This window comes from Sphingomonas kyeonggiensis, assembly GCF_014204495.1.
In the GTDB taxonomy this organism is placed as follows: Bacteria; Pseudomonadota; Alphaproteobacteria; order Sphingomonadales; family Sphingomonadaceae; genus Sphingomonas; species Sphingomonas kyeonggiensis_A.
Map to the genome: position 1 here is coordinate 874,850 of NZ_JACHLN010000001.1, position 19,160 is coordinate 894,009.

Here is a 19,160-nt window from a genome sequence, read left to right on the forward strand (position 1 = left end):
GGCATTGAGGGTTGATGCCGTCGGACCAATTTTCTGGTGAGGCATTGAAGCAGATGGGCGCGGCGAAGGCCGTTCGGGTGGCAAGCGGTTCCCAGGCCGCGCGTAACCTGTACGACCGAATCGGTGAGTTCCTGGTGGATCAGCGGCTCGACCCTGATCCCGCGAACTATGCCTTTGCCTATCAGCTGCTCGCCAATCCCGACGGACCGCTCGCGCGCGCGGTGCACGCGCTCACCGACGGCGGCGTCCGCCTCACCCGGCGCGACATCGAGACGCTTGGCTGCGACACCCAGCCCGTCGCCGGCAATCCGACCGCGACGATCGAAAAGGCCCAGGGCCTGGTCGCCCAGACCCAGATGCAGGTCGAGGGCTTCCAGGACATGGTCACCGCGATCCATGCCGAGACCGTCGATTTCGGCCGCGACCTGGCTGCCAGCGCGCGCGCGATGCGCAGCTCCGGCGCCGACAATGTCGAGGTCGAGCGCCTCACCGCGACGATGCTCGAGCGCGTGCGCTCCGCCGAGGAACGGCTGGAAAGCGCCAATCGCGAAGCGAACGAGCTGCGCACCAAGCTGGAGGAAGCGCGCGACAACGCCCGCAAGGATCCGCTGACCGGCCTGCCCAATCGCCGTGCGTTCGAGGAAGCCTATGCCGCCCAGGCCGCGGCGGGCACCCGGATCTGCATGGCCGTGTGCGACGTCGATCACTTCAAGTCGGTCAATGACCGGTTCGGCCATGTCGTCGGCGACCGGGTGCTCAAGGCGCTCGGCGAAGCGCTGTCGGACACCTGCAAGGGCCATCTCGTCGCCCGCTATGGCGGCGAGGAATTCGTCGTGCTGTTCAGCGGCGTGGATATCCGGACTGCCCGCGAGATACTCGATCGCGCCCGCATCGCCGTGTCGGCCAAGCGCTACCGCCTGCGCGAGACCGACGCCCCGCTCGGCGAGATCACCTTCTCCGCCGGACTGAGCGCCGCGGCGGAAGGCGAAGTGTTCGGCACCGTGTTCCACCGCGCCGACCAGCTCTGCTACGCCGCCAAGAATGGCGGGCGGAACTGCATCCGCATCGATTGACCGGAATCGGACAGTGACTGTCCGCCTTTGATTGGGAAAATACACCATTGCTTGGTGTGAAATTTCCCAACAGCGCGTAACTTTCTAACGCTGCCTCAATGAAATCAACCACTTAGAAAATTGGCACGCTCCCTGCAATCCATCTGGCATCGGCAAGGCCGGATGGTCCGGCAGCCGAAACACAGGGAGTAAGTTAAAATGGCCGTACGTATCAGCTCGTTCCAGCACAGCGTTGCAGTCATCGGCGCCGTCGTTCTCAGCTATGGCATCCTGCTCTTCTCCTCGTCCGCGCTTCCGATCGCATGATCGGCGCCGGACACGACGGAAGGGAGAGGATAAGCATGACGCGTAGCCTGATGATCGGTGCGGCATCATTCGCCATCACCGCAATGACGATCGCCACGGTCGGCCTGCAGGGTTTCAGCCACTTCGGCTGAACCCTGCGAGCCGCCCGGCGGCGGCCACCAAAAGGCGGAAGTTCGGTCCGCCCGAACACCCGAGACTCAGCGGCCCGGACAGAGCCCCCAGCCCGGCGGCGGCACCATCCGGAAGGGATGGAACACCCCCGGCTTCAAGATACCCTCGTCGAACAGCATCGCCAGGAACGCCTCATGGCGGACATAGCGGCGAAAGGCGTGAAACGGCTCCGGCTCACGGAAGCCATAGCCGAGCATCCCGCAATAGCGGCCCTCATCCCGAACGGCCTCGCCCACTTCGGCCTTGAGCCCGAAATCGGTGGGATTGAGCTTGCCACTCAACCCGATGAACTTGTCGAGCACCGGATCGCCGCGGTTGACCGTGTAGCGCAGGCTCGCCAGCTGCGGCCCGAGGTCGCGCAGCTTGCCGCAGGGCTGCTTGTCCACAATCGCCGCCTGCTGACCCTGATCGCAGAAATCGATCCGGCCGATCGCCGGCGCCAGCATCAGCGCATGGATGCGATTGCCCCGGTCCGGCAAGGGCGGCGGCGTGAGCAACGCCGAATAATCGCCATGCCAGCGCGCCGAGACTTCGCGCGCCCTGGCAATGAAATCGCGATGATAGACCGGATTGCCCAGCGCGCTCAGGATCACCGAGGCGCCGCGGCTATGGCTGATCAGATAGACCTGCTTGCCCTTGATCCGCGCCAGCACCCGGCGCAACCCGCGCGAACCGGCAAGCTGGCTGGTCGCCGTGGCACGGAACCAGATCTTGCCCGCACCGAGCAGCTTGCCGGTGAGCCCGTCCCAGTTGAAGCGGATCACGCCGTCGTCCGGCCCGAGGTCGAGCTGCGCCTCGATCGTGTCGAAGGGCGGCTCACTGTCGTCGATCTCGCTGTTGAAGCCATGGATCAGCACGAAGATCCGTTTCTTGTCCCGCGCGAACGCCTCGATATCGGCGAGCTGCCGTGCTTCCTCGCGCGCGATCAGGGCGTCGAGCCCGGGCTTGCCCAGCGCTTCGTCGAGCAGGCTGCCGGCCTTCAGCTTGCCGCGATCGGCATAGCTGCGCCAGCCATCGGGATAGAAGGTGCCGTTCATGTCGACGAACAGCTCGGCCCGCCTGGCGGCCGCCGGATCGAGATCGGCCGGTGCCAGGAAGCGTTCGCGCTGCGGATAGGCATGCGACCAGCAGCCGCCCAGCAGGACGGCAAGCGCCAGTAGAAATACGCGCGCAAACCCTTGTCGCATGATGCTCCCCGCGAGGCGAGCATCAGGTGGCAGGCGCGCGCGATCGCGGCAAGCGGCTTTCGAGCCGGGCCGCTGTCAGGCGGTGGCGCTTGCCCCGACCGGGCCGATTGGCGCTTCCTCGCCGCGGGAATAGGTGCCGGTGAGCAGCCCTGCGGCGATCACCCTGCCTTCCATCGCCCGCAGCACGGCGCCACGGCCCGGATTCTCGCTCGGCTCAGGCCCTTCGGTCAGCGCGAAGATCTGGAAAGCGTAGCTATGCTCGCCATGCCCGTTGGGCGGATCGGGCGGCAGCCAGCCTTCGACGAACACGCTGTTGCGCCCGACATCCTCGCCCTCGGCACCGCCGGCGCCATCGGGCGCGATCTCGCCTTCCTTGAGGTCGCCGTCGATCGGCAGGCCCCAGACGATTCCGTGCACCACCGGCTGCGGCGTCGGTGCATCGGGATCCTCGACGATCAGCACCAGCCGCGCCGTTCCCTCGGGCACCCCGGTCCAGAACAAGGGCGGCGACACGCCTTCGCCATCGGCGGTGAAGCGATCGGGCAGGCGCCCGTCATTGGCAAAGGCCGGGCTGGCGAGATGGATCACGCCTTCGCCGGCCAGTTCGGGCCGGACGATCGCCAGCTTGTCGGCACCGGCACGAAACGGGCTCAGCGCCTTGCCGAGCCAATGGGGAAGATGTTCGAGCATCGCTTTCTCCTCGGCTGCTGAACCGATGAGAAGGCGGGAGGCTCCCATCCGTCACGTCATCCCGGCCCTGAGCCGGGATCCCGCTTCTCCTTCGCCAGCCCGAGGCAGCGGACCCCGGCTCAAGGCCAGGGTAGCGATGAGAGCTACAGGTCGAGCTTCTCGTAATCGGCGGGCGGCGGGATGCCTTCCATGCGCTCGCTGAGCAGCGGGCGGAAGCTCGGGCGGCTCTTCATCCGGATATACCAGCCCTTGGCCTGCTCATGGCTCTTCCAGTCGATGCCGCCGAGATAATCGGCGATCGAGATCTGCGCCGCCGCCGCGAGATCGGCCAGGCTCATCGTCGGGCCGGCCAGCCAGGTGCGGTGATCGAGCAGATAATCGATATAATCGAGATGGTTGACCGCCGCCTTCATCGCATTGCGCAGCGCCTGGCCATCGGGCGACTGCTTGTAGACGATGCGCTTGAGCATCCGCTCGTGGAGCAGGGGCGCGGTGATCTCGGCATAGAAATTGGTGTCGAACCAGATCGCCAGGCGGCGGATCTCGGCGCGATCGGTGGCGGTGCCGTTGAGCATCGGCGCCTTGTTCACCGTCTCCTCGAAGAACTCGCAGATCACCTGCGAATCGATCAGCGTCACACCGCGCTCGTCATCGACCATCACCGGCACCTGCCCGGTAGGGTTCAGGTCGAGGAACTCGTCGCGCCGCAGCCAGGGCGATTCCCGCACCGGCTCATAGCCTACGCCCTTCTCGCCCAGCAGCAGCCGGACCTTGCGCGAGAAGGGACAGAGCGGGAATTGGTAAAGCTGCCACATCCAGTCGCTTTAGGACTCGGCACGCGCCCGCGTAAAGCGATTGCCGGGCAAAAGCGCTTATTTGGTCGTAAGCGCCCCACGCAGCGGCGCCAGCGCGGCGCGCAGGCGGGCGGCGGTCTGGTCGAGCGAGTCCTGCATCTGCAGCGCGCCCTCGGTCAGCTTGCCGGCAATCACGACGGCACTGCGGGCGTCGTTATGGAAGTTCTTCTCGAAATTCGGATCGCGGCGGCGCTGGATGTCACGCAGCGTGTCCTGCTCGCCGATCGTCGGATCGATATAGCGCGCGGCGGGGCCGACGCGGGTGTCGAGCACGATGCCGGCCAGGTTGGTGAGCATCGCCGCGGCGCCTTCCTGCACTATCGGATTGTTGAGCGCGCGGGCGAGCGCCTCGGTCTTGTCGCGGGTGCTGGGCTCGGGCTGGGACTGGGCAAGCGCCGGCGTGGCGGCGGCGCAAAGCAGGGCAGCGGTCAGGGCAAGACGCATGTTACGCTCCGGAGGGCGGACTCGGATATGCGTGCTTTATATCACAAAGGCTTGGCAGATATGCAGGGGCTTGCGACGAGCCGTTCAGCGCGGATTGCCGCCGCAGGAATCCGCCTTCAGCGCCCAGGCGAATTTGCCGCGATCATTCTGGTATCGCGTGAGGGTGACCGTATCGCCGCGACGGCATCGATCGAGCAGGTTCGGGCCGCCGGTGAAGCGTTGCACGCCGCCGCCCGGCATCGTGACTTCGATCACGGCGACCGGACCGTGCGCCAGCGTGTACTTGCCTCCCGACGGCACGCCTTGCCGAAGGTCACGGATGGTCCCCGTTGCCACGATCTGCATGCCCTCGCGGCGCGGCAGCCCCTCCCAGCTCGGCCAGGCGAAGAATGCCCCGACCGCGAGCAGCACCAACGCCGCGACCCCTTCGCGCCAGTACTCCCGGATGGGATGACGGGCGGGCCGGGCCGTCACGTCATTCCGCCGCCACGGCTTCGGCGGTGTCGTCGTTGAGCGGCACCGGCAGGCGAGTCAGCATTTCCTTCGGCACGACCTGCCAGAAGCTGCCGAGCACACGGTCCCAGTCCTCGAGCAGTCCGGCGGCCCATTTGCTGTCGGTCGCGGCGACATGCGCCTCGACCAGCGCGCGCAACCTGGCTTCCCAATGCGCGGAGGACAGGCGCTGCCAGACGATGCTTTCCGGATTGGCGCGCGAGGCGAAGCTGTCGTCCGGATCATAGACGAAGGCCATGCCGCCGGTCATGCCCGCGCCGAAGTTCATGCCGACATCGCCGAGCAGCACCGCGGTGCCGCCGGTCATGTACTCGCAGCCGTTCGCGCCGCAGCCCTCGACCACCACTTCGGCGCCCGAATTGCGCACCGCGAAGCGCTCGCCCGCCTGGCCGGCGGCGAACAGCTTGCCGCTGGTCGCGCCGTAGAGGACGGTGTTGCCGATGATCGTGTTCTTCCAGCTCTCCACCGGCGAGCTGACCAGCGGCCGCACCACGATGGTGCCGCCCGACAGGCCCTTGCCGACATAGTCGTTGCTGTCGCCGAACACTTCGAGCGTCACACCCTTGCACAGGAAGGCGCCGAGCGACTGGCCGGCCGAGCCGCGCAGGCGGACATGGACATGCCCGTCGGCCAGCGTCGACATGCCGTAGAGGCGGGTAATCTCGGACGAGAGCCGGGTGCCGACGGCGCGGTGGGTGTTCCGCACATTATAGGTCAGCTGCATCTTCTCGCGGCGCGCGAAGACCGGGGCGGCGTCCTTGATCATCTGCGCATCGAGGCTGTCGGGGACTTCGTTGCGGAAGGTCGACAGGCTGAAGCGGCGCTCGGCATCGTCGGCATCGACCTTGGCGAGGATCGGATTGAGATCGAGATCGTCGAGATGCTCGGCGCCGCGGCTGACCTGGCGGAGCAGCTCGGTGCGGCCGATCACTTCGTCGAGGCTCTTGAAGCCCAGCCGCGCGAGGATCTCGCGGACTTCCTCGGCGATGAAGGTCATCAGGTTGATGACCTTCTCCGGGGTGCCGACGAACTTCTGGCGCAGCTTCTCGTCCTGGGTGCACACGCCCACCGGGCAGGTGTTCGAGTGGCACTGGCGGACCATGATGCAGCCCATCGCGACCAGCGACAGCGTGCCGATGCCGAACTCCTCGGCGCCCAGGATCGCGGCGACGACAATGTCGCGGCCGGTCTTGAGGCCGCCATCGGTGCGCAGCTTCACCCGGCCGCGCAGGCCGTTGAGCGTCAGCGTCTGGTTGACTTCGGTCAGGCCCATTTCCCAGGGCGTGCCGGCGTACTTGACCGAAGTCTGCGGCGAAGCGCCGGTGCCGCCGACATGGCCGGCGACCAGGATGACATCGGCATGCGCCTTGGCGACGCCCGCCGCCACGGTGCCGATGCCCGCCGAGCTGACCAGCTTGACGCAGACCCGCGCCCGCGGGTTGATCATCTTCAGGTCGTAGATGAGCTGCGCCAGATCCTCGATCGAATAGATGTCGTGGTGCGGCGGCGGCGAGATCAGCGTGACCCCCGGCGTCGCATGGCGCAGCTTGGCGATGAACTCGGTGACCTTGAAGCCGGGCAGCTGGCCGCCCTCACCGGGCTTGGCGCCCTGGGCGACCTTGATCTCGATCTCGTCGCAGGCGTTGAGATATTCGGCGGTGACGCCGAACCGGCCCGAGGCGATCTGCTTGATCGTCGAGTTGGCATTGTCGCCATTCTCGTACGGCGTGTAGCGCGCCTTGTCCTCGCCGCCCTCGCCCGACACCGCCTTGGCGCCGATGCGGTTCATCGCGATCGCCAGCGTCTCATGCGCTTCGGGGCTGAGCGCGCCCAGCGACATGCCCGGCGTGACGAAGCGCTTGCGGATCTCGGTGATCGCCTCGACCTGGTCGATCGGCACGCCTTCGTTCGGGAAGTTGAACTCAAGCAGGTCGCGCAGATAGACTGGCGGCAGGTCGCGCACCCCGCGCGAGAAGGCCATGTAGGACGAGTAGCTGTCGGTCGACACCGCCGTCTGCAACAGGTGCATCAGCTGCGCCGAATAGGCATGCGTCTCCCCGCCGTGGCGCTGGCGATAGAAGCCACCGATCGGCAGCGTCGCGGCGCCGCGGTCATAGGCCAGCTCGTGGCGCATCATCGCCGAGAGGTGGAGCGAGGCATAGCCCTCGCCCGAGATCTTGGCGGGCATGCCCGGGAACAGATCGTTGACCAGCGCGCGGCTGAGGCCGACCGCCTCGAAATTGTAGCCGCCGCGATAGGAGGAGATCACCGCGATCCCCATCTTCGACATGATCTTGAGCAGGCCCTCGTCGATCGCCTTGCGGTGGCGCTTCAGGCACTCCTCGATGCCGATGTCGCCGAACAGGCCGCGGGCATGGCGATCGGCGATCGAGGCCTCGGTCAGATAGGCGTTCACCGTCGTCGCGCCGACGCCGATCAGCACCGCATAATAATGCGTGTCGAGGCACTCGGCCGAGCGGACATTGACGCTGGCATAGGAGCGCAGACCCCGGCGGACGAGATGCGTGTGCACCGCCGCCGCCGCCAGCACGCCGGCGATCGCCGCACGATCGGCCGAGACATGCTCGTCGGTCAGGAACAGCTCGGTGCAACCGGCTCGGACCGCCTGCTCGGCCTCATAGCGGATGCGCTTGATAGCCTCGCGCAGGTCCTCGGGGCTGCCGCCCGCCGGGAAGGTGCAGTCGATTTCGGCCGACTGGCTGCCGAAATGGCCGCGCAGCCGCTCCCAGTCGCCATTGGTCAGCACCGGGCTTTCGAGCACCAGCACCTTCGAGCCGCCGCCATCGGCGTCGAGGATGTTGGCGAGATTCCCGAAACGCGTCTTGAGCGTCATCACCTGGCGCTCGCGAAGGCTGTCGATCGGCGGGTTGGTGACCTGGCTGAAATTCTGGCGGAAAAACTGGCTGATCAGCCGCGGCTTGTCCGAGATCACCGCCAGCGGCGTGTCGTCGCCCATCGAGCCGATCGCTTCCTTGGCGGTCTCGACCATCGGAGCAAGGATCAGCTCCATGTCCTCGAGCGTCTGCCCTGCCGCAACCTGGCGGCGCGTCAGCTCGGCGCGATCGAAGCGCAGTGGCGCAACCTCGGGCTCGGGCAGGTCGCCCACGGTCATGAACTCGCCGATCATCCCGGCATAGTCGTGCTCGCCGGCGACCTGGTCCTTGATCGCCTTGTCAAAGAGCAGCACGCCCTGGTCGAGATCGACGGCGATCATCTGGCCCGGGCCCATCCGGCCCTTGGCGACGACGGTCGATTCGGGGATCTGGACCATGCCGGTCTCGGAGCCGACGATCAGCAGGCCGTCGCTGGTCTGGGTGTAGCGCAGCGGACGCAGCGCGTTGCGGTCGACACCGGCAACCGCCCAGCGGCCATCGGTCATCGCCAGCGCGGCCGGGCCATCCCACGGCTCCATCACCGAGGCGAGATACTTGTACATCGCCCGGTGCCCCTCGGGCGTGGTCTCGTCCCACGCCTCGGGCACCAGCATCAGCTTGGCGGTCGGCGCGTCGCGGCCCGAGCGGCAGATCGCCTCGAACACCGCGTCGAGCGCGGCCGTGTCCGATGCGCCCGCCGGGATCACCGGCTTGATGTCTTCCGAGCGCTCGCCGAACGCGATGCTCGCCATCTTGATCTCGTGGCTGCGCATCCAGTTCTTGTTGCCGCGGATCGTGTTGATCTCGCCGTTATGGGCAAGACAACGGAACGGCTGGGCCAGCCACCATTGCGGGAAGGTGTTGGTCGAATAGCGCTGGTGGAAGATCGCGACGCGGCTGGTGAAGCGCTCGTCCTTGAGGTCGGGATAGAAGTCCGACAGGCTCTCGGCGAGGAACAGCCCCTTGTAGATGATCGAGCGGGTCGACAGCGAGCAGATGTAGAATCCGCTGATCTGCGCGGCGATCACCGCCTTCTCGATCCGGCGGCGGACGAGATAGAGTTCCTTCTCGAACTCGGCGGCATCCATCGCATCCGGCTGCGGGCCGGCGATCATGATCTGCTCGATCTCGGGGCGCGTCGCCTGCGCCTTCATGCCGATGACCGACACGTCGACCGGCACCTGGCGCCAGCCATAGATGGTGTAGCCCGCCTCGATGATCTCGGACTCGACGATCGTGCGGCACGCTTCCTGCGCGCCCAGATCGGTGCGCGGCAGGAACACCATGCCCACGGCGAGGCGGTTCGGCAGCACGCGGTGCCCGCCCGCGGCGATCGCGTCGTCGAAGAAGCGCACCGGCAGATCGACATGCAGGCCGGCGCCGTCGCCGGTCTTGCCGTCGGCATCGACCGCGCCGCGGTGCCACACCGCCTTCAGCGCATCGATCGCCGACTGGACGACGCGGCGCGAGGGCTGGCCGTCGGTCGCGGCAACCATGCCAACGCCGCAGGCATCGCCCTCGAACTCGGGACGGTACATGCCCTCGCGAGCCAGCCGCTCACGTTCGGTGGAAAGGGTGCTGATCATTGCTGCCTCGAACTGCTCGTTGCCGTGCGTACTGCCTGCCGCACCTTGGGAAGAATTGCCTGGGCCACGCGCTGCCCGGTTGTGACGCTGTTGTTGACCACCGCGGTCGCCAGCGCCCCGGTGAGCGCATGTTCCTTCGTGCCGACGGGCGATGCCCGATAGGCCACCACCACGGGATCCGCCTTGGCCGCGGCCACTTCGGCGCCGCCGCCCGGCGAAGAGAAACTGCGGAGCACGCGCGCCGATTGCGGGCTGGCATAATAGCGCTCGATCTCGACCAGCTCGGCGAGCGAGAAACGCTCCCGATAGAATGTCGCGACGGTATCGGTCAGCGCGGGTGCGAAGACCGCATCATATTGCTCGCCGGCGCCCTGCTGCGCCGCGCGCAGCGCCGCATCGCGTGCCGCCGGGTGCTGCTTGAAAAGTGCCCGGCTCCCCGCGTCGCTCTCAAGCCCCTCGGCGAACTTCTTCACAAAGGAATCGACAAATGCCTGCCGTGCGTCGGCACTGGGCGCGAAGGTGAGGTTCGCGATACGCTGCGCGAGCGCGGCAGCGGGCGATGCCTCGGCCACGCCCTGCGCAAGCAGCGGCGCCGGCGCCAGGAGCGGCGCGAGCAGCAGCGTCGCGGCAAGGCGCCACGCCTTCACTGGCCGCCCTTCTTCTTCGCCAGATACTCCGCCGCAGCGCGGGTCGCGAAACCTTCCATCTGCGGGCGATTGGCGGCGACCAGCTTGAGCGCCCAGGCCTGGCTGGCTGCGGCGATCTTGGGGTTGAGGCTGCCCATCTTCTGCGCCGCGGTGCTGCCCGCGAACGCCATCAGCGCCGGATAATCCTCGGGCGTCATCTTCGCCATCACCGCCGCCATCGCCGCCTGCTGCATTTCCTGCGGCGACTGGCCCGGCGCATTGCCCATCGCCTCATAGACTTCGGCGCGCACCTTCTGGCCCGTCGGGCTGGCGAAGAAGGTCAGCGTGTCGGCGATCTCGCCCGGGGTGAGCTCGGCCTTGAGGATGGTCTCGATCTCGCCGCGCAGCGACGGCAAAGCCGCGACCAGGATGCGCGTGAACTGGCCGCGCAGCTGCCCGCCGACCTGCTCGCGCAGCCCGGGATTGGCGTCATAGGCCGCCTTCATCTTCGGGTCGGCGGCCAGTTGCTGGTCCATGCCGAGGTCGAAGGCGCGGCCGGCGATGCGCCCGATCGAATCCTCGGGCGCCATCAGCGCGACGAGCTTCTGGAGATCGCCTTCGGCCACAGGTGCGCTAACCGGCGCGGCGGCAAAGGCCGAGGCCGGGAGGGCGGCGACACCAAGGGCAAGGGCGGCAAGCAAGGGCTTCATCGGGACGACTTCCTCAGGCAGCCCGCGCGGTATCGGCGCGGGCGCGCATCCAGGCATGCATGTGCGCCGCGACATCGCGGCCGTCGCGAATCGCCCAGACGACGAGACTCGCGCCGCGGACAATATCGCCCGCCGCGAAAACCCCGTCGAGGCTGGTCATCATCGTGCGCCCGTCGGTGCGCAGCGTGCCCCAGCGGGTGACGCCGAGCTCCTCGGCGCCGAACAGGCGCGGCAGGTCCTCGGGCTCGAAGCCGAGCGCCTTGACGACGAGATCGGCCTTGAGCTGGAACGCGCCGCCCGGATCGACTTCCGGCGCGCGGCGGCCCGAGGCGTCGGGCGCACCAAGGCGCATGCGGCTGGCGCGCACGCCGGTGACCGTGTCGACGCCATCGAACGCTTCGGGGGCGGAAAGCCAGACGAACTCGACGCCTTCCTCCTCGGCATTGGCGGTCTCGCGCTGCGAACCCGGCATGTTGGCACGGTCGCGGCGATAGAGGCACTTCACCGAGGCAGCGCCCTGGCGCACGGCGGTGCGCACGCAGTCCATCGCGGTATCGCCGCCGCCGATCACCACGACATGCTTGCCATTGGCATCGAGGCTGCCGTCGTCGAACGCGGGCACGGCATCGCCGAAGCCCTTGCGGTTCGACGCGGTGAGATAGTCGAGCGCCTCGACGATGCCCTTGGCGCCGACGCCAGGCGCCTGGATGCCGCGCGCCTTGTAGACGCCGGTGGCGATCAGCAGCGTGGTGTGGCGCTTGCGCAGCTCGTCGAGATTGGCCTCGCGGCCGACTTCGAAGCCGAGATGGAAAACCACGCCGCCCTGCTCGAGCCGCTCGATGCGGCGCATGACGACATGCTTTTCCAGCTTGAAGCCGGGGATGCCATAGGTGAGCAGCCCGCCGGCGCGATCATGCCGGTCATAGACGTGCACGTCATAGCCATATTCGCGGAGGTATTCCGCGGCGGCGAGCCCGGCCGGGCCCGCACCGATGATGCCCACCGACTGGCCGCGCGCCGGGCCGACCGCGACCGGCTCCACCCAGCCTTCTTCCCAGGCGGTGTCGGTGATGAACTTCTCGACCGAGCCGATGGTGACCGCACCATGCCCCGAGAACTCGATCACGCAATTGCCTTCGCACAGCCGGTCCTGCGGGCAGATGCGGCCGCAGATCTCGGGCATGGTCGAGGTGCTGTTCGACAGCTGATAGGCTTCGCGCAGCCGCCCCTCGGCGGTCAGGCGCAGCCAGTCGGGGATATGGTTGTGGAGCGGACAGTGCACCGAGCAATAGGGCACGCCGCATTGCGAGCAGCGGCTCGACTGTTCCTCGGCGCTGGGCACCGCATAGCGATCCGCGATCTCGCGGAAATCCTCCGCACGCAGTTCCGCCTCGCGCTTGCCGGGATAAGCCTGCGCCGTTCCAACGAATTTGAGCATCGTTTCCGCCATGCAGCGCGCCTAACGCCGCAAGCGAGTCGATAAAAGTCAGTAAAGCTGACCTATATTGTGTTTTTCGGCGGTTTCGGCACAAAATTGAAAGATTATTGCGCCATTTTATGGCCGATCCGGACCTTATCGCATCGAAAGCCAAGCGATCGCGCCGATACCGGCGATGATTCGGTACCAGGCAAAGGGCGCGAAGCCGTGCTTGGAGACGATGCCGACGAACAGCTTGATGACCACGATCGCGACGACAAAGGCCGTGACGAAGCCGATCCCGATCTCGTCCCAGCCGACCCGGGCCGATGCGATCGCGTCGCGATTCTTGGCAAGCTCGAGCACGGTCGCGCCGAGCATGGTCGGGATGGCGAGGAAGAAGCTGAACTCGGCGGCGGTGCGCCGCTCGACGCCCAGGCTGAGCGCGCCCATGATCGTCGCGCCCGAGCGGCTCACGCCCGGGATCATCGCGATGCACTGGATGAAGCCGATGCCGATCGTGCGGACCAGCGGGATCTCGGCGATGCCGTGGATCGTGGCGGTCTTCGCCAGCCGCTCGATCGCCAGGATGGCGATGCCGCCGATCACCAGCGCCCAGGCCACCACCATGGGCTGGCCGAGCAGCGCCTCGATATGCTTGTGAAGCGCGAGGCCGATCACCGCTGCCGGGATGAAGGCGATCAGCAGGTTGCGCACGAAGCGGATCGAGACCGGGTTCAGCTTGATGAGCCCTTCGGCCACCGCCCAGAAGGTCCGCCAGTAGAGCACGACCACCGCCAGGATCGCACCGAGCTGGATGACGACGTTGAACATCCCCCAGGTCGCGGAATCATAGCCCATCAGCTCGGAAGCGAGGATCAGGTGCCCGGTCGACGAGACCGGCAGGAATTCGGTGATCCCCTCGACAATGCCGAGGAGGATCGCAACGAGGGTTTCGCTCATGCGAGATCAGGCTCCGATGCGCCGACGGGCGCGGATAGAAAGGGTCAGGCGGCGAGCTTGCCGAAGCGGCCATGGCGCCGGTAGCGCACCAGCCAGGCCGGCGCGGCGGTGGCGAGCGGCGTCGGCACCACGCCCAGCGCGGCGAGCCCGGGCAGGTCGCCCGCGACATTGTCCGCCTGGAGCATGCGCCACTGGTCGCGTGTGATCGGCGTGCCCGGCAGCGCCGCGATCAGCGCGCCGATCGGATCGGGCAGCTCGGCAAAGGTCGGGTTGTGGCCGGTCGCCCCGGCCAGCCAGCGGAACAGGCCCGCCATGGTCAGCGTGTCTGCACCGGCCAGCGCATAGGTCTTGCCCGCATGCGCTTCCGGATCGGCGAGCGCGGCGGCGACTGCCCTGGCGACGTCGACGACATAGACCGGCTGGAAGCGCACGTCCGCGCGCAGCACCGGCACCACCGGCCCCATGCCGACCATCGCGGCGAAGCGATTGGTGAACTGGTCTTCGCGGCCGAAGATGAAGGACGGGCGCAGGAGGATCGCGTCCGGAAACGCCTGGCGCACCGCCGCCTCGCCCGCCGCCTTGGTCCGGCCATAGGCGGAGGCGGAATCGGCCTCAGCGCCCAGCGCGGAGAAATGGATCAGCGTCCCCACCCCGGCCGCCTTGGCGGCTTCGGCGACATTGCGCGCGCCACCGGCGTTGACGGCGTCGAAATCGCCCTTGAGCACGCCGACCAGGTTGATGACCGCATCCGCCCCGGCAACCGCGGCGGCAACCGTATCGGGCCGGGTCACATCGGCGGCGACGAACTGGGTCTGGCCGAGATCGCCGAGCGGCTTGAGGAACCAGGCGTCGCGCGGACGGCGCTGCGCGATGCGCACCCGGGCGCCCGCGGCAAGCAGTTCCTGGGCGACATAGCGGCCGACGAAACCGCCGCCGCCGATCAGCACTACGAGTTTGTCCTTCATGCCCTTTTCCCGGCTTCCCGCCTTGTAGAATATGCCTCGCGGCAGACCCCTATCCCATGCCCCGCACCGGGCGGGGAGGCAAGCACCACATGGTTTGGGTGGGCCGTGCCTGCGACCGGCGGTGGCCTAGACTTTCCGCGAAACGCAGCGAAAGCCGATATGGCTGGTCGCGCTGTCGATCTGCTGCGGATGGCGCGCCGCCGGACGGTAGCGCTGGCAATAATTGACCGCGCACAGATGCGAGCCGCCCTTGAGCACCCGCCGCCCGATCTTCGATCCCGGCGCATGCGACTCGAAACTGTCGCCGATCGTGGCGCCGCGCGGGTTCACCGCCTCGCAGCAGCTGCCCTTGCCCGGCTGCGGTGCGCCATACCAGTCGCGCGTCCACTCCCAGACATTGCCGATCATGTCGGACAGGCCATAGCCATTGGCCGGGAAGCTGCCCACCGCCGTCGTGCGATACTGGTCGTCGGGCTTGAGCGTCGCGAAGGGGAACATGCCCTGCCAGTAATTGGCGAGGATCGCGCCGTCCGGCGCCAGCACGTCGCCCCAGGCATATTCCTTGTCGACCAGCCCGCCGCGCGCCGCGAACTCCCATTCGGCCTCGGTCGGCAGCGCCTTGCCCGCCCATTTGGCATAGGCATCGGCATCCTCGAACGCGACATGGACGACCGGATGGTCCTCGATCCCCGCGATGCTGCTGTCCGGCCCGGTTGGATGCCGCCAGTCGGCACCGGGCACGAACGCCCACCACTGGCCATGATCGTCGAGCGACACCGGCTGGGGCGTGCGCTGGAACACCAGCGAACCCGCCACCGCCAGCGCCGGGTCCATCCCCGGATAGTCCTTCGGATCGGGCGCCTTCTCGACAAAGGTCCGGTACCCCGTTGCCGCGACGAACTCGGCGAACTGCGCATTGGTGACCAGCGCCTCGTCGATCCAGAAGCTGTCCACCCGCACCCGGCGGAGCGGACGCTCCTCCTCGTAGAATTGCTCCGATCCCATGGTGAAGCTGCCGCCGGGGATCAGCTTCATGCCTTGGTGCGAGACCGGGCGGGCGGCGGAGCGAGGCGCGACCTTCTTCATCGCCCTTCCTATGCGGGCCCGCCGCCCCGCCGATCAAGCCCGCGTGTCAGCCGCCCGTCGATCAGCCGATCGTCATCAGGCTGGCATTGCCGCCGGCCGCGGTGGTGTTGATCGAGATCGACACTTCCTCGAGCAGCAGGTCGAGCGGATAGCCCGAGGCCCCCGCTGCGAAGAGCGAGACGATCGGCCCATCGCGCCCGGCCAGCTCTGCCGCCAGCGCACCGGCCTCGCCCTCGACCAGCGCGGCGGCAAGCGGCTCGGCGGCATCGGGCGCAAAGGCAGCGGCGACATCCGCCGGCAAGCCCTGCGGCAACGCCACGCCCTCGATCGTCCCGCGATTGCCGGTGGCCAGCACCGCCGCCATCTGCTCGTACAGTCCCGCCAGCGTCGCCGCGCGCAGCAGCAGCCGGCCGCGCGGATGCAGCGCATAGAGGTTGCGCTCGCCCACCGGCCCCGGCAGCTCGCGCTCCATGCCCAGCGCCGATTCCGCGCCATAACGCCGCGCGATTGCCGCCGCCTTGTCCTCGCCCCGCGCATCGAGCCAGCCGATGAACCCGGCGAGCGGCGCCGGCGCCGCACTGGCCGATTCGACCGCGACCGGCGCATCCGCGATCATCCGGCCAAGGTACAACGGCCCGCCAGCCTTGGGCCCGGTGCCCGAAAGCCCGCGCCCGCCGAAGGGCTGCACGCCGACGATCGCGCCGATCACGTTGCGGTTCACATAGAGATTGCCCGCCTTCACGCGCGCGGTGACTTCGGCGACCGTCTCGTCGAGCCGGGTGTGCAGACCGAAGGTGAGGCCATAGCCGGTCGCGTTGATCGCATCGATCAGCGCGCCCAGGTCGTCGCGACGATAGCGCAGCACGTGCAGCACCGGGCCGAACACCTCGCGCTCGACATCGGCGATGGCATCGATCTCGATGATCGTCGGCGGCACGAAGGTGCCGTGCCCCGCGGCGGCCGGCAGGTCCTGCTGCTCGATCCGGTGCCCGCGCGACCGCATCCGGGCGATATGATTCTCGATATTGCTCCGCGCCTCGGCAGTGATCACCGGGCCGGTATCGACATTGAGCACGTCGGTCCGCCCGATGCGCAGTTCCTTGAGCGCGCCCTTGAGCATCGCCAGCGTGCGGTCGGCGACTTCCTCCTGCAGGCAGAGGATGCGCAGCGCCGAGCAGCGCTGCCCGGCGCTGTCGAACGCCGAGGCGATGACGTCCGCCACCACCTGCTCGGCCAGCGCCGAGCTGTCGACGATCATCGCATTCTGCCCGCCCGTCTCGGCGACCAGCGGGATCGGCTTGCCGGCCGCTGACAGCCGCGTGGCAAGCTGGCGCTGGATCAGCCGCGCGACTTCGGTCGAACCGGTGAACATCACCCCCGCCGTCTCCGCCGCGCCGACCAGCGCCGCGCCGATCGGGCCATCGCCCGGCACGAGCTGCAGCGCGTCCGGGGGCACGCCCGCGTCATGGAGCAGCGCGACTGCCTGGGCGGCGATCAGCGGCGTCTCCTCGGCCGGCTTGGCGAGCACCGGATTGCCCGCGACCAGAGCCGCGGCAACCTGGCCGGTGAAGATCGCCAGCGGGAAGTTCCACGGGCTGATGCACACCACCGGGCCGAGCGGCACCTGCGCGGCCCCGAAGGTCGCCCGCGCCTGCGCCGCATAATAGCGCAGGAAGTCGATCGCCTCGCGCACTTCGGCGATCGCATTGGGCAACGACTTGCCCGCCTCGCGCACGATCAGCCCGAGCAGCACCGGCATCCGCGCCTGCATCGCATCGGCGGCGCGCTCCAGCATCGCGGCACGCTCGGCAACTGGCGTGGCGGCCCAGTTCGACCCAGCCGCACGCGCAACAGCCGCCGTCGCCGCCTCGGGCGAAACCTCGATTACCACCCCGACTTCGTCGCGATGATCGGCCGGATTGAGCACCGTGCGCGCTGTGCCCAGGCCATCCGCCGACGCCGAACGCCAGTCGATCGCGGCACTCTCGCGCAGCGCCTCGCTAAGCGCCGCCAGCACATCTTCATCGCTCAGGTCGAGCCCGTCCGAGTTGCGGCGATCGGGATAGAGCGCATGCGGCAGCGCGATCTGGTCGTGCGGCGCACCCGGCTTCGCCATCGCCAGCACCTGCTCGACCGGATCGGCGACCAGCTCGGAAACCGGGATCTCCGGATCGGCGATCCGGTTCACGAAGGACGAATTGGCGCCATTCTCCAGCAGGCGGCGGACCAGATAGGCAAGCAAGGTCTCATGCGTGCCGACCGGCGCATAGATGCGGCACGGGCGGTCGAGCTTCGCGCTGCCCACCACCTGTTCGTACAGCGGTTCGCCCATGCCGTGCAGGCACTGGAACTCATACTTGCCCACCGCAAAGTCCGGCCCGGCCAGTTCATAGATCGTCGCCAGCGTCTGGGCGTTGTGCGTGGCGAATTGCGGAAAGATCCGGTCGGTCGCCGCCAGCAGCTTCCGCGCGCACGCCACATAGGCGACGTCGGTGTGGAGCTTGCGGGTATAGACCGGGAAGCCCGGCAGCCCGTCGACCTGGGCGCGCTTGATCTCGGCATCCCAATAGGCGCCCTTGACCAGCCGCACCATGATCCGGCGGTTCGCCCGCCCGGCCAGATCGATGATCCAGTCGAGCACGAAGGGGCAGCGTTTCCCGTATGCTTGAACGACAAAGCCGAGCCCGTCCCAGCCGGCCAGGTCCGGATCGAGCGCCAGGCTCTCGAGCAGGTCGAGCGACAGTTCGAGCCGGTCGGCTTCCTCGGCATCGATGTTGAGGCCGATGTCATAGTGCCGGGCCAGCGCCGCCAGCGTCTTCACGCGCGGCAGCAGCTCGCCCATCACCCGGTCGACCTGCGCACGGGCATAGCGCGGATGCAGCGCCGAGAGCTTGATCGAGATGCCAGGCCCTTCATAGATGCCGCGCCCGGCGGACGCCTTGCCGATCGCATGGATGGCATTCTCGTAATCGCGGTAATAGCGCTCGGCATCGGCGCCGGTGGTCGCCGCTTCGCCGAGCATGTCATAGCTGTAGCGGAAGCCCTTCGCCTCTTCGTGCCGGGCGCGCTTCAATGCCTCCGCGATCGTCTCGCCGGTGACGAACTGCTCGCCCATCATCCGCATCGCCAGATCGATCGCCTTGCGGATCACCGGCTCGCCGGCGCGCGCAACCACGCGCATCAGCGCGGCGCCCAGCCCGCGATCGTCGGCGCTGTCGACCAGCTTGCCCGTCACCACCAGCGCCCAGGTCGCCGCGTTGACGAACAGCGACTTGCCGCCGAGATGCGCGCGCCAGTCGCCATCGGCGAGCTTGTCGCGGATCAGCGCGTCGCGGGTTGCATCGTCGGGAATGCGTAGCAGCGCCTCGGCCAGGCACATCAGCGCCACGCCTTCCTCGCTCGACAGCGCATATTCCTGCACCAGCGATTCGACCGCGCCGCTGCGCTTGCGGGCGCGCAGGCCGGTGACCAGCTGCGTTGCCGTCGTGCGGATCGCCGACCGCGTGCCCTCGTCGAGCGTCGCCGCCGCAATCAGCGGGGCCAGCGCCTCCGCCTCGTCACGCCGATAGGCGGCGGTGATTGCCTGGCGGAGCGGGGTCTGCTCGCGAACGGGCGGAGCGAAGGCGGCGAAGGGCGCGGGCTGGGTCATGCGCCCAATATAATCGCTTCGCGCAG

The 19,160-nt window shown here is 67.9% G+C and carries 14 protein-coding genes; 1 reads left to right on the forward strand and 13 read right to left on the reverse strand.

The genetic code is table 11. The annotated features are described in order from the left end of the window. Positions 1-77 precede the first annotated feature (77 nt). A complete protein-coding gene (locus HNP52_RS04265) occupies positions 78-1,073 on the forward strand; it encodes a diguanylate cyclase (RefSeq protein ID WP_311768397.1) in 996 nt (331 codons plus the stop codon). Between the two features lie 503 nt (positions 1,074-1,576). Here HNP52_RS04265 and HNP52_RS04270 read toward each other — a convergent pair. From HNP52_RS04270 to putA, 13 genes are all read right to left on the reverse strand, one after another. Next, the gene (locus HNP52_RS04270; RefSeq protein ID WP_184162914.1) at positions 1,577-2,737 is read right to left on the reverse strand and encodes an alpha/beta hydrolase; all 1,161 of its coding nucleotides are present in this window, start codon (positions 2,735-2,737) and stop codon (positions 1,577-1,579) included. Between the two features lie 75 nt (positions 2,738-2,812). After that, complete coding sequence (locus tag HNP52_RS04275) at positions 2,813-3,427, reverse strand: YbhB/YbcL family Raf kinase inhibitor-like protein (RefSeq protein ID WP_184162917.1); 615 nt, start codon at positions 3,425-3,427, stop codon at positions 2,813-2,815. Between the two features lie 143 nt (positions 3,428-3,570). Continuing rightward, positions 3,571-4,242 carry a glutathione S-transferase family protein gene (locus HNP52_RS04280; protein ID WP_086127617.1) on the reverse strand — a complete coding sequence of 224 codons (672 nt, stop codon included), beginning with the start codon at positions 4,240-4,242 and terminating at the stop codon, positions 3,571-3,573. A gap of 57 nt (positions 4,243-4,299) precedes the next feature. Beyond that, on the reverse strand, positions 4,300-4,725 hold the full coding sequence (locus HNP52_RS04285; RefSeq protein WP_184162920.1) for a hypothetical protein: 426 nt from the start codon (positions 4,723-4,725) through the stop codon (positions 4,300-4,302). Between the two features lie 84 nt (positions 4,726-4,809). Continuing rightward, the gene (locus tag HNP52_RS04290; RefSeq protein ID WP_184162923.1) at positions 4,810-5,139 is read right to left on the reverse strand and encodes a hypothetical protein; all 330 of its coding nucleotides are present in this window, start codon (positions 5,137-5,139) and stop codon (positions 4,810-4,812) included. Between the two features lie 61 nt (positions 5,140-5,200). Further along, entirely contained in the window at positions 5,201-9,718 is a 4,518-nt protein-coding gene (gene gltB, locus HNP52_RS04295) for a glutamate synthase large subunit (RefSeq protein WP_184162928.1), read from the reverse strand. Then, entirely contained in the window at positions 9,715-10,365 is a 651-nt protein-coding gene (locus HNP52_RS04300) for a hypothetical protein (RefSeq protein ID WP_184162930.1), read from the reverse strand. The genes gltB and HNP52_RS04300 overlap by 4 nt, the downstream gene beginning before the upstream one ends. Continuing rightward, on the reverse strand, positions 10,362-11,054 hold the full coding sequence (locus tag HNP52_RS04305; RefSeq protein WP_184162933.1) for a DUF2059 domain-containing protein: 693 nt from the start codon (positions 11,052-11,054) through the stop codon (positions 10,362-10,364). Before HNP52_RS04305 ends, HNP52_RS04300 begins: the two co-directional genes overlap by 4 nt. A 13-nt stretch (positions 11,055-11,067) precedes the next feature. Beyond that, on the reverse strand, positions 11,068-12,504 hold the full coding sequence (locus HNP52_RS04310; protein WP_184162936.1) for an NAD(P)-dependent oxidoreductase: 1,437 nt from the start codon (positions 12,502-12,504) through the stop codon (positions 11,068-11,070). 123 nt (positions 12,505-12,627) lie between these two features. Further along, complete coding sequence (locus tag HNP52_RS04315; RefSeq protein ID WP_184162939.1) at positions 12,628-13,434, reverse strand: undecaprenyl-diphosphate phosphatase; 807 nt, start codon at positions 13,432-13,434, stop codon at positions 12,628-12,630. A 44-nt stretch (positions 13,435-13,478) separates the two neighbouring features. Further along, on the reverse strand, positions 13,479-14,399 hold the full coding sequence (locus HNP52_RS04320) for a complex I NDUFA9 subunit family protein (protein ID WP_184162942.1): 921 nt from the start codon (positions 14,397-14,399) through the stop codon (positions 13,479-13,481). Between the two features lie 126 nt (positions 14,400-14,525). Continuing rightward, a complete protein-coding gene (locus HNP52_RS04325) occupies positions 14,526-15,434 on the reverse strand; it encodes a formylglycine-generating enzyme family protein (protein WP_184165013.1) in 909 nt (302 codons plus the stop codon). Between the two features lie 112 nt (positions 15,435-15,546). Further along, the gene (gene putA / locus HNP52_RS04330; RefSeq protein ID WP_184162946.1) at positions 15,547-19,134 is read right to left on the reverse strand and encodes a trifunctional transcriptional regulator/proline dehydrogenase/L-glutamate gamma-semialdehyde dehydrogenase; all 3,588 of its coding nucleotides are present in this window, start codon (positions 19,132-19,134) and stop codon (positions 15,547-15,549) included. Positions 19,135-19,160: the final 26 nt, after the last annotated feature.

What these genes read in the sequence shown, in the direction of transcription:
- HNP52_RS04270 (WP_184162914.1), bottom strand. Translation starts at nt 2,737, where the DNA reads ATGCGACAAGGGTTTGCGCGCGTATTTCTACTGGCGCTTGCCGTCCTG.
- HNP52_RS04275 (WP_184162917.1), bottom strand. Translation starts at nt 3,427, where the DNA reads ATGCTCGAACATCTTCCCCATTGGCTCGGCAAGGCGCTGAGCCCGTTT.
- HNP52_RS04280 (WP_086127617.1), bottom strand. Translation starts at nt 4,242, where the DNA reads ATGTGGCAGCTTTACCAATTCCCGCTCTGTCCCTTCTCGCGCAAGGTC.
- HNP52_RS04285 (WP_184162920.1), bottom strand. Translation starts at nt 4,725, where the DNA reads ATGCGTCTTGCCCTGACCGCTGCCCTGCTTTGCGCCGCCGCCACGCCG.
- gltB (WP_184162928.1), bottom strand. Translation starts at nt 9,718, where the DNA reads ATGATCAGCACCCTTTCCACCGAACGTGAGCGGCTGGCTCGCGAGGGC.
- HNP52_RS04305 (WP_184162933.1), bottom strand. Translation starts at nt 11,054, where the DNA reads ATGAAGCCCTTGCTTGCCGCCCTTGCCCTTGGTGTCGCCGCCCTCCCG.
- HNP52_RS04310 (WP_184162936.1), bottom strand. Translation starts at nt 12,504, where the DNA reads ATGGCGGAAACGATGCTCAAATTCGTTGGAACGGCGCAGGCTTATCCC.
- HNP52_RS04315 (WP_184162939.1), bottom strand. Translation starts at nt 13,434, where the DNA reads ATGAGCGAAACCCTCGTTGCGATCCTCCTCGGCATTGTCGAGGGGATC.
- HNP52_RS04320 (WP_184162942.1), bottom strand. Translation starts at nt 14,399, where the DNA reads ATGAAGGACAAACTCGTAGTGCTGATCGGCGGCGGCGGTTTCGTCGGC.
- HNP52_RS04325 (WP_184165013.1), bottom strand. Translation starts at nt 15,434, where the DNA reads ATGAAGCTGATCCCCGGCGGCAGCTTCACCATGGGATCGGAGCAATTC.
- putA (WP_184162946.1), bottom strand. Translation starts at nt 19,134, where the DNA reads ATGACCCAGCCCGCGCCCTTCGCCGCCTTCGCTCCGCCCGTTCGCGAG.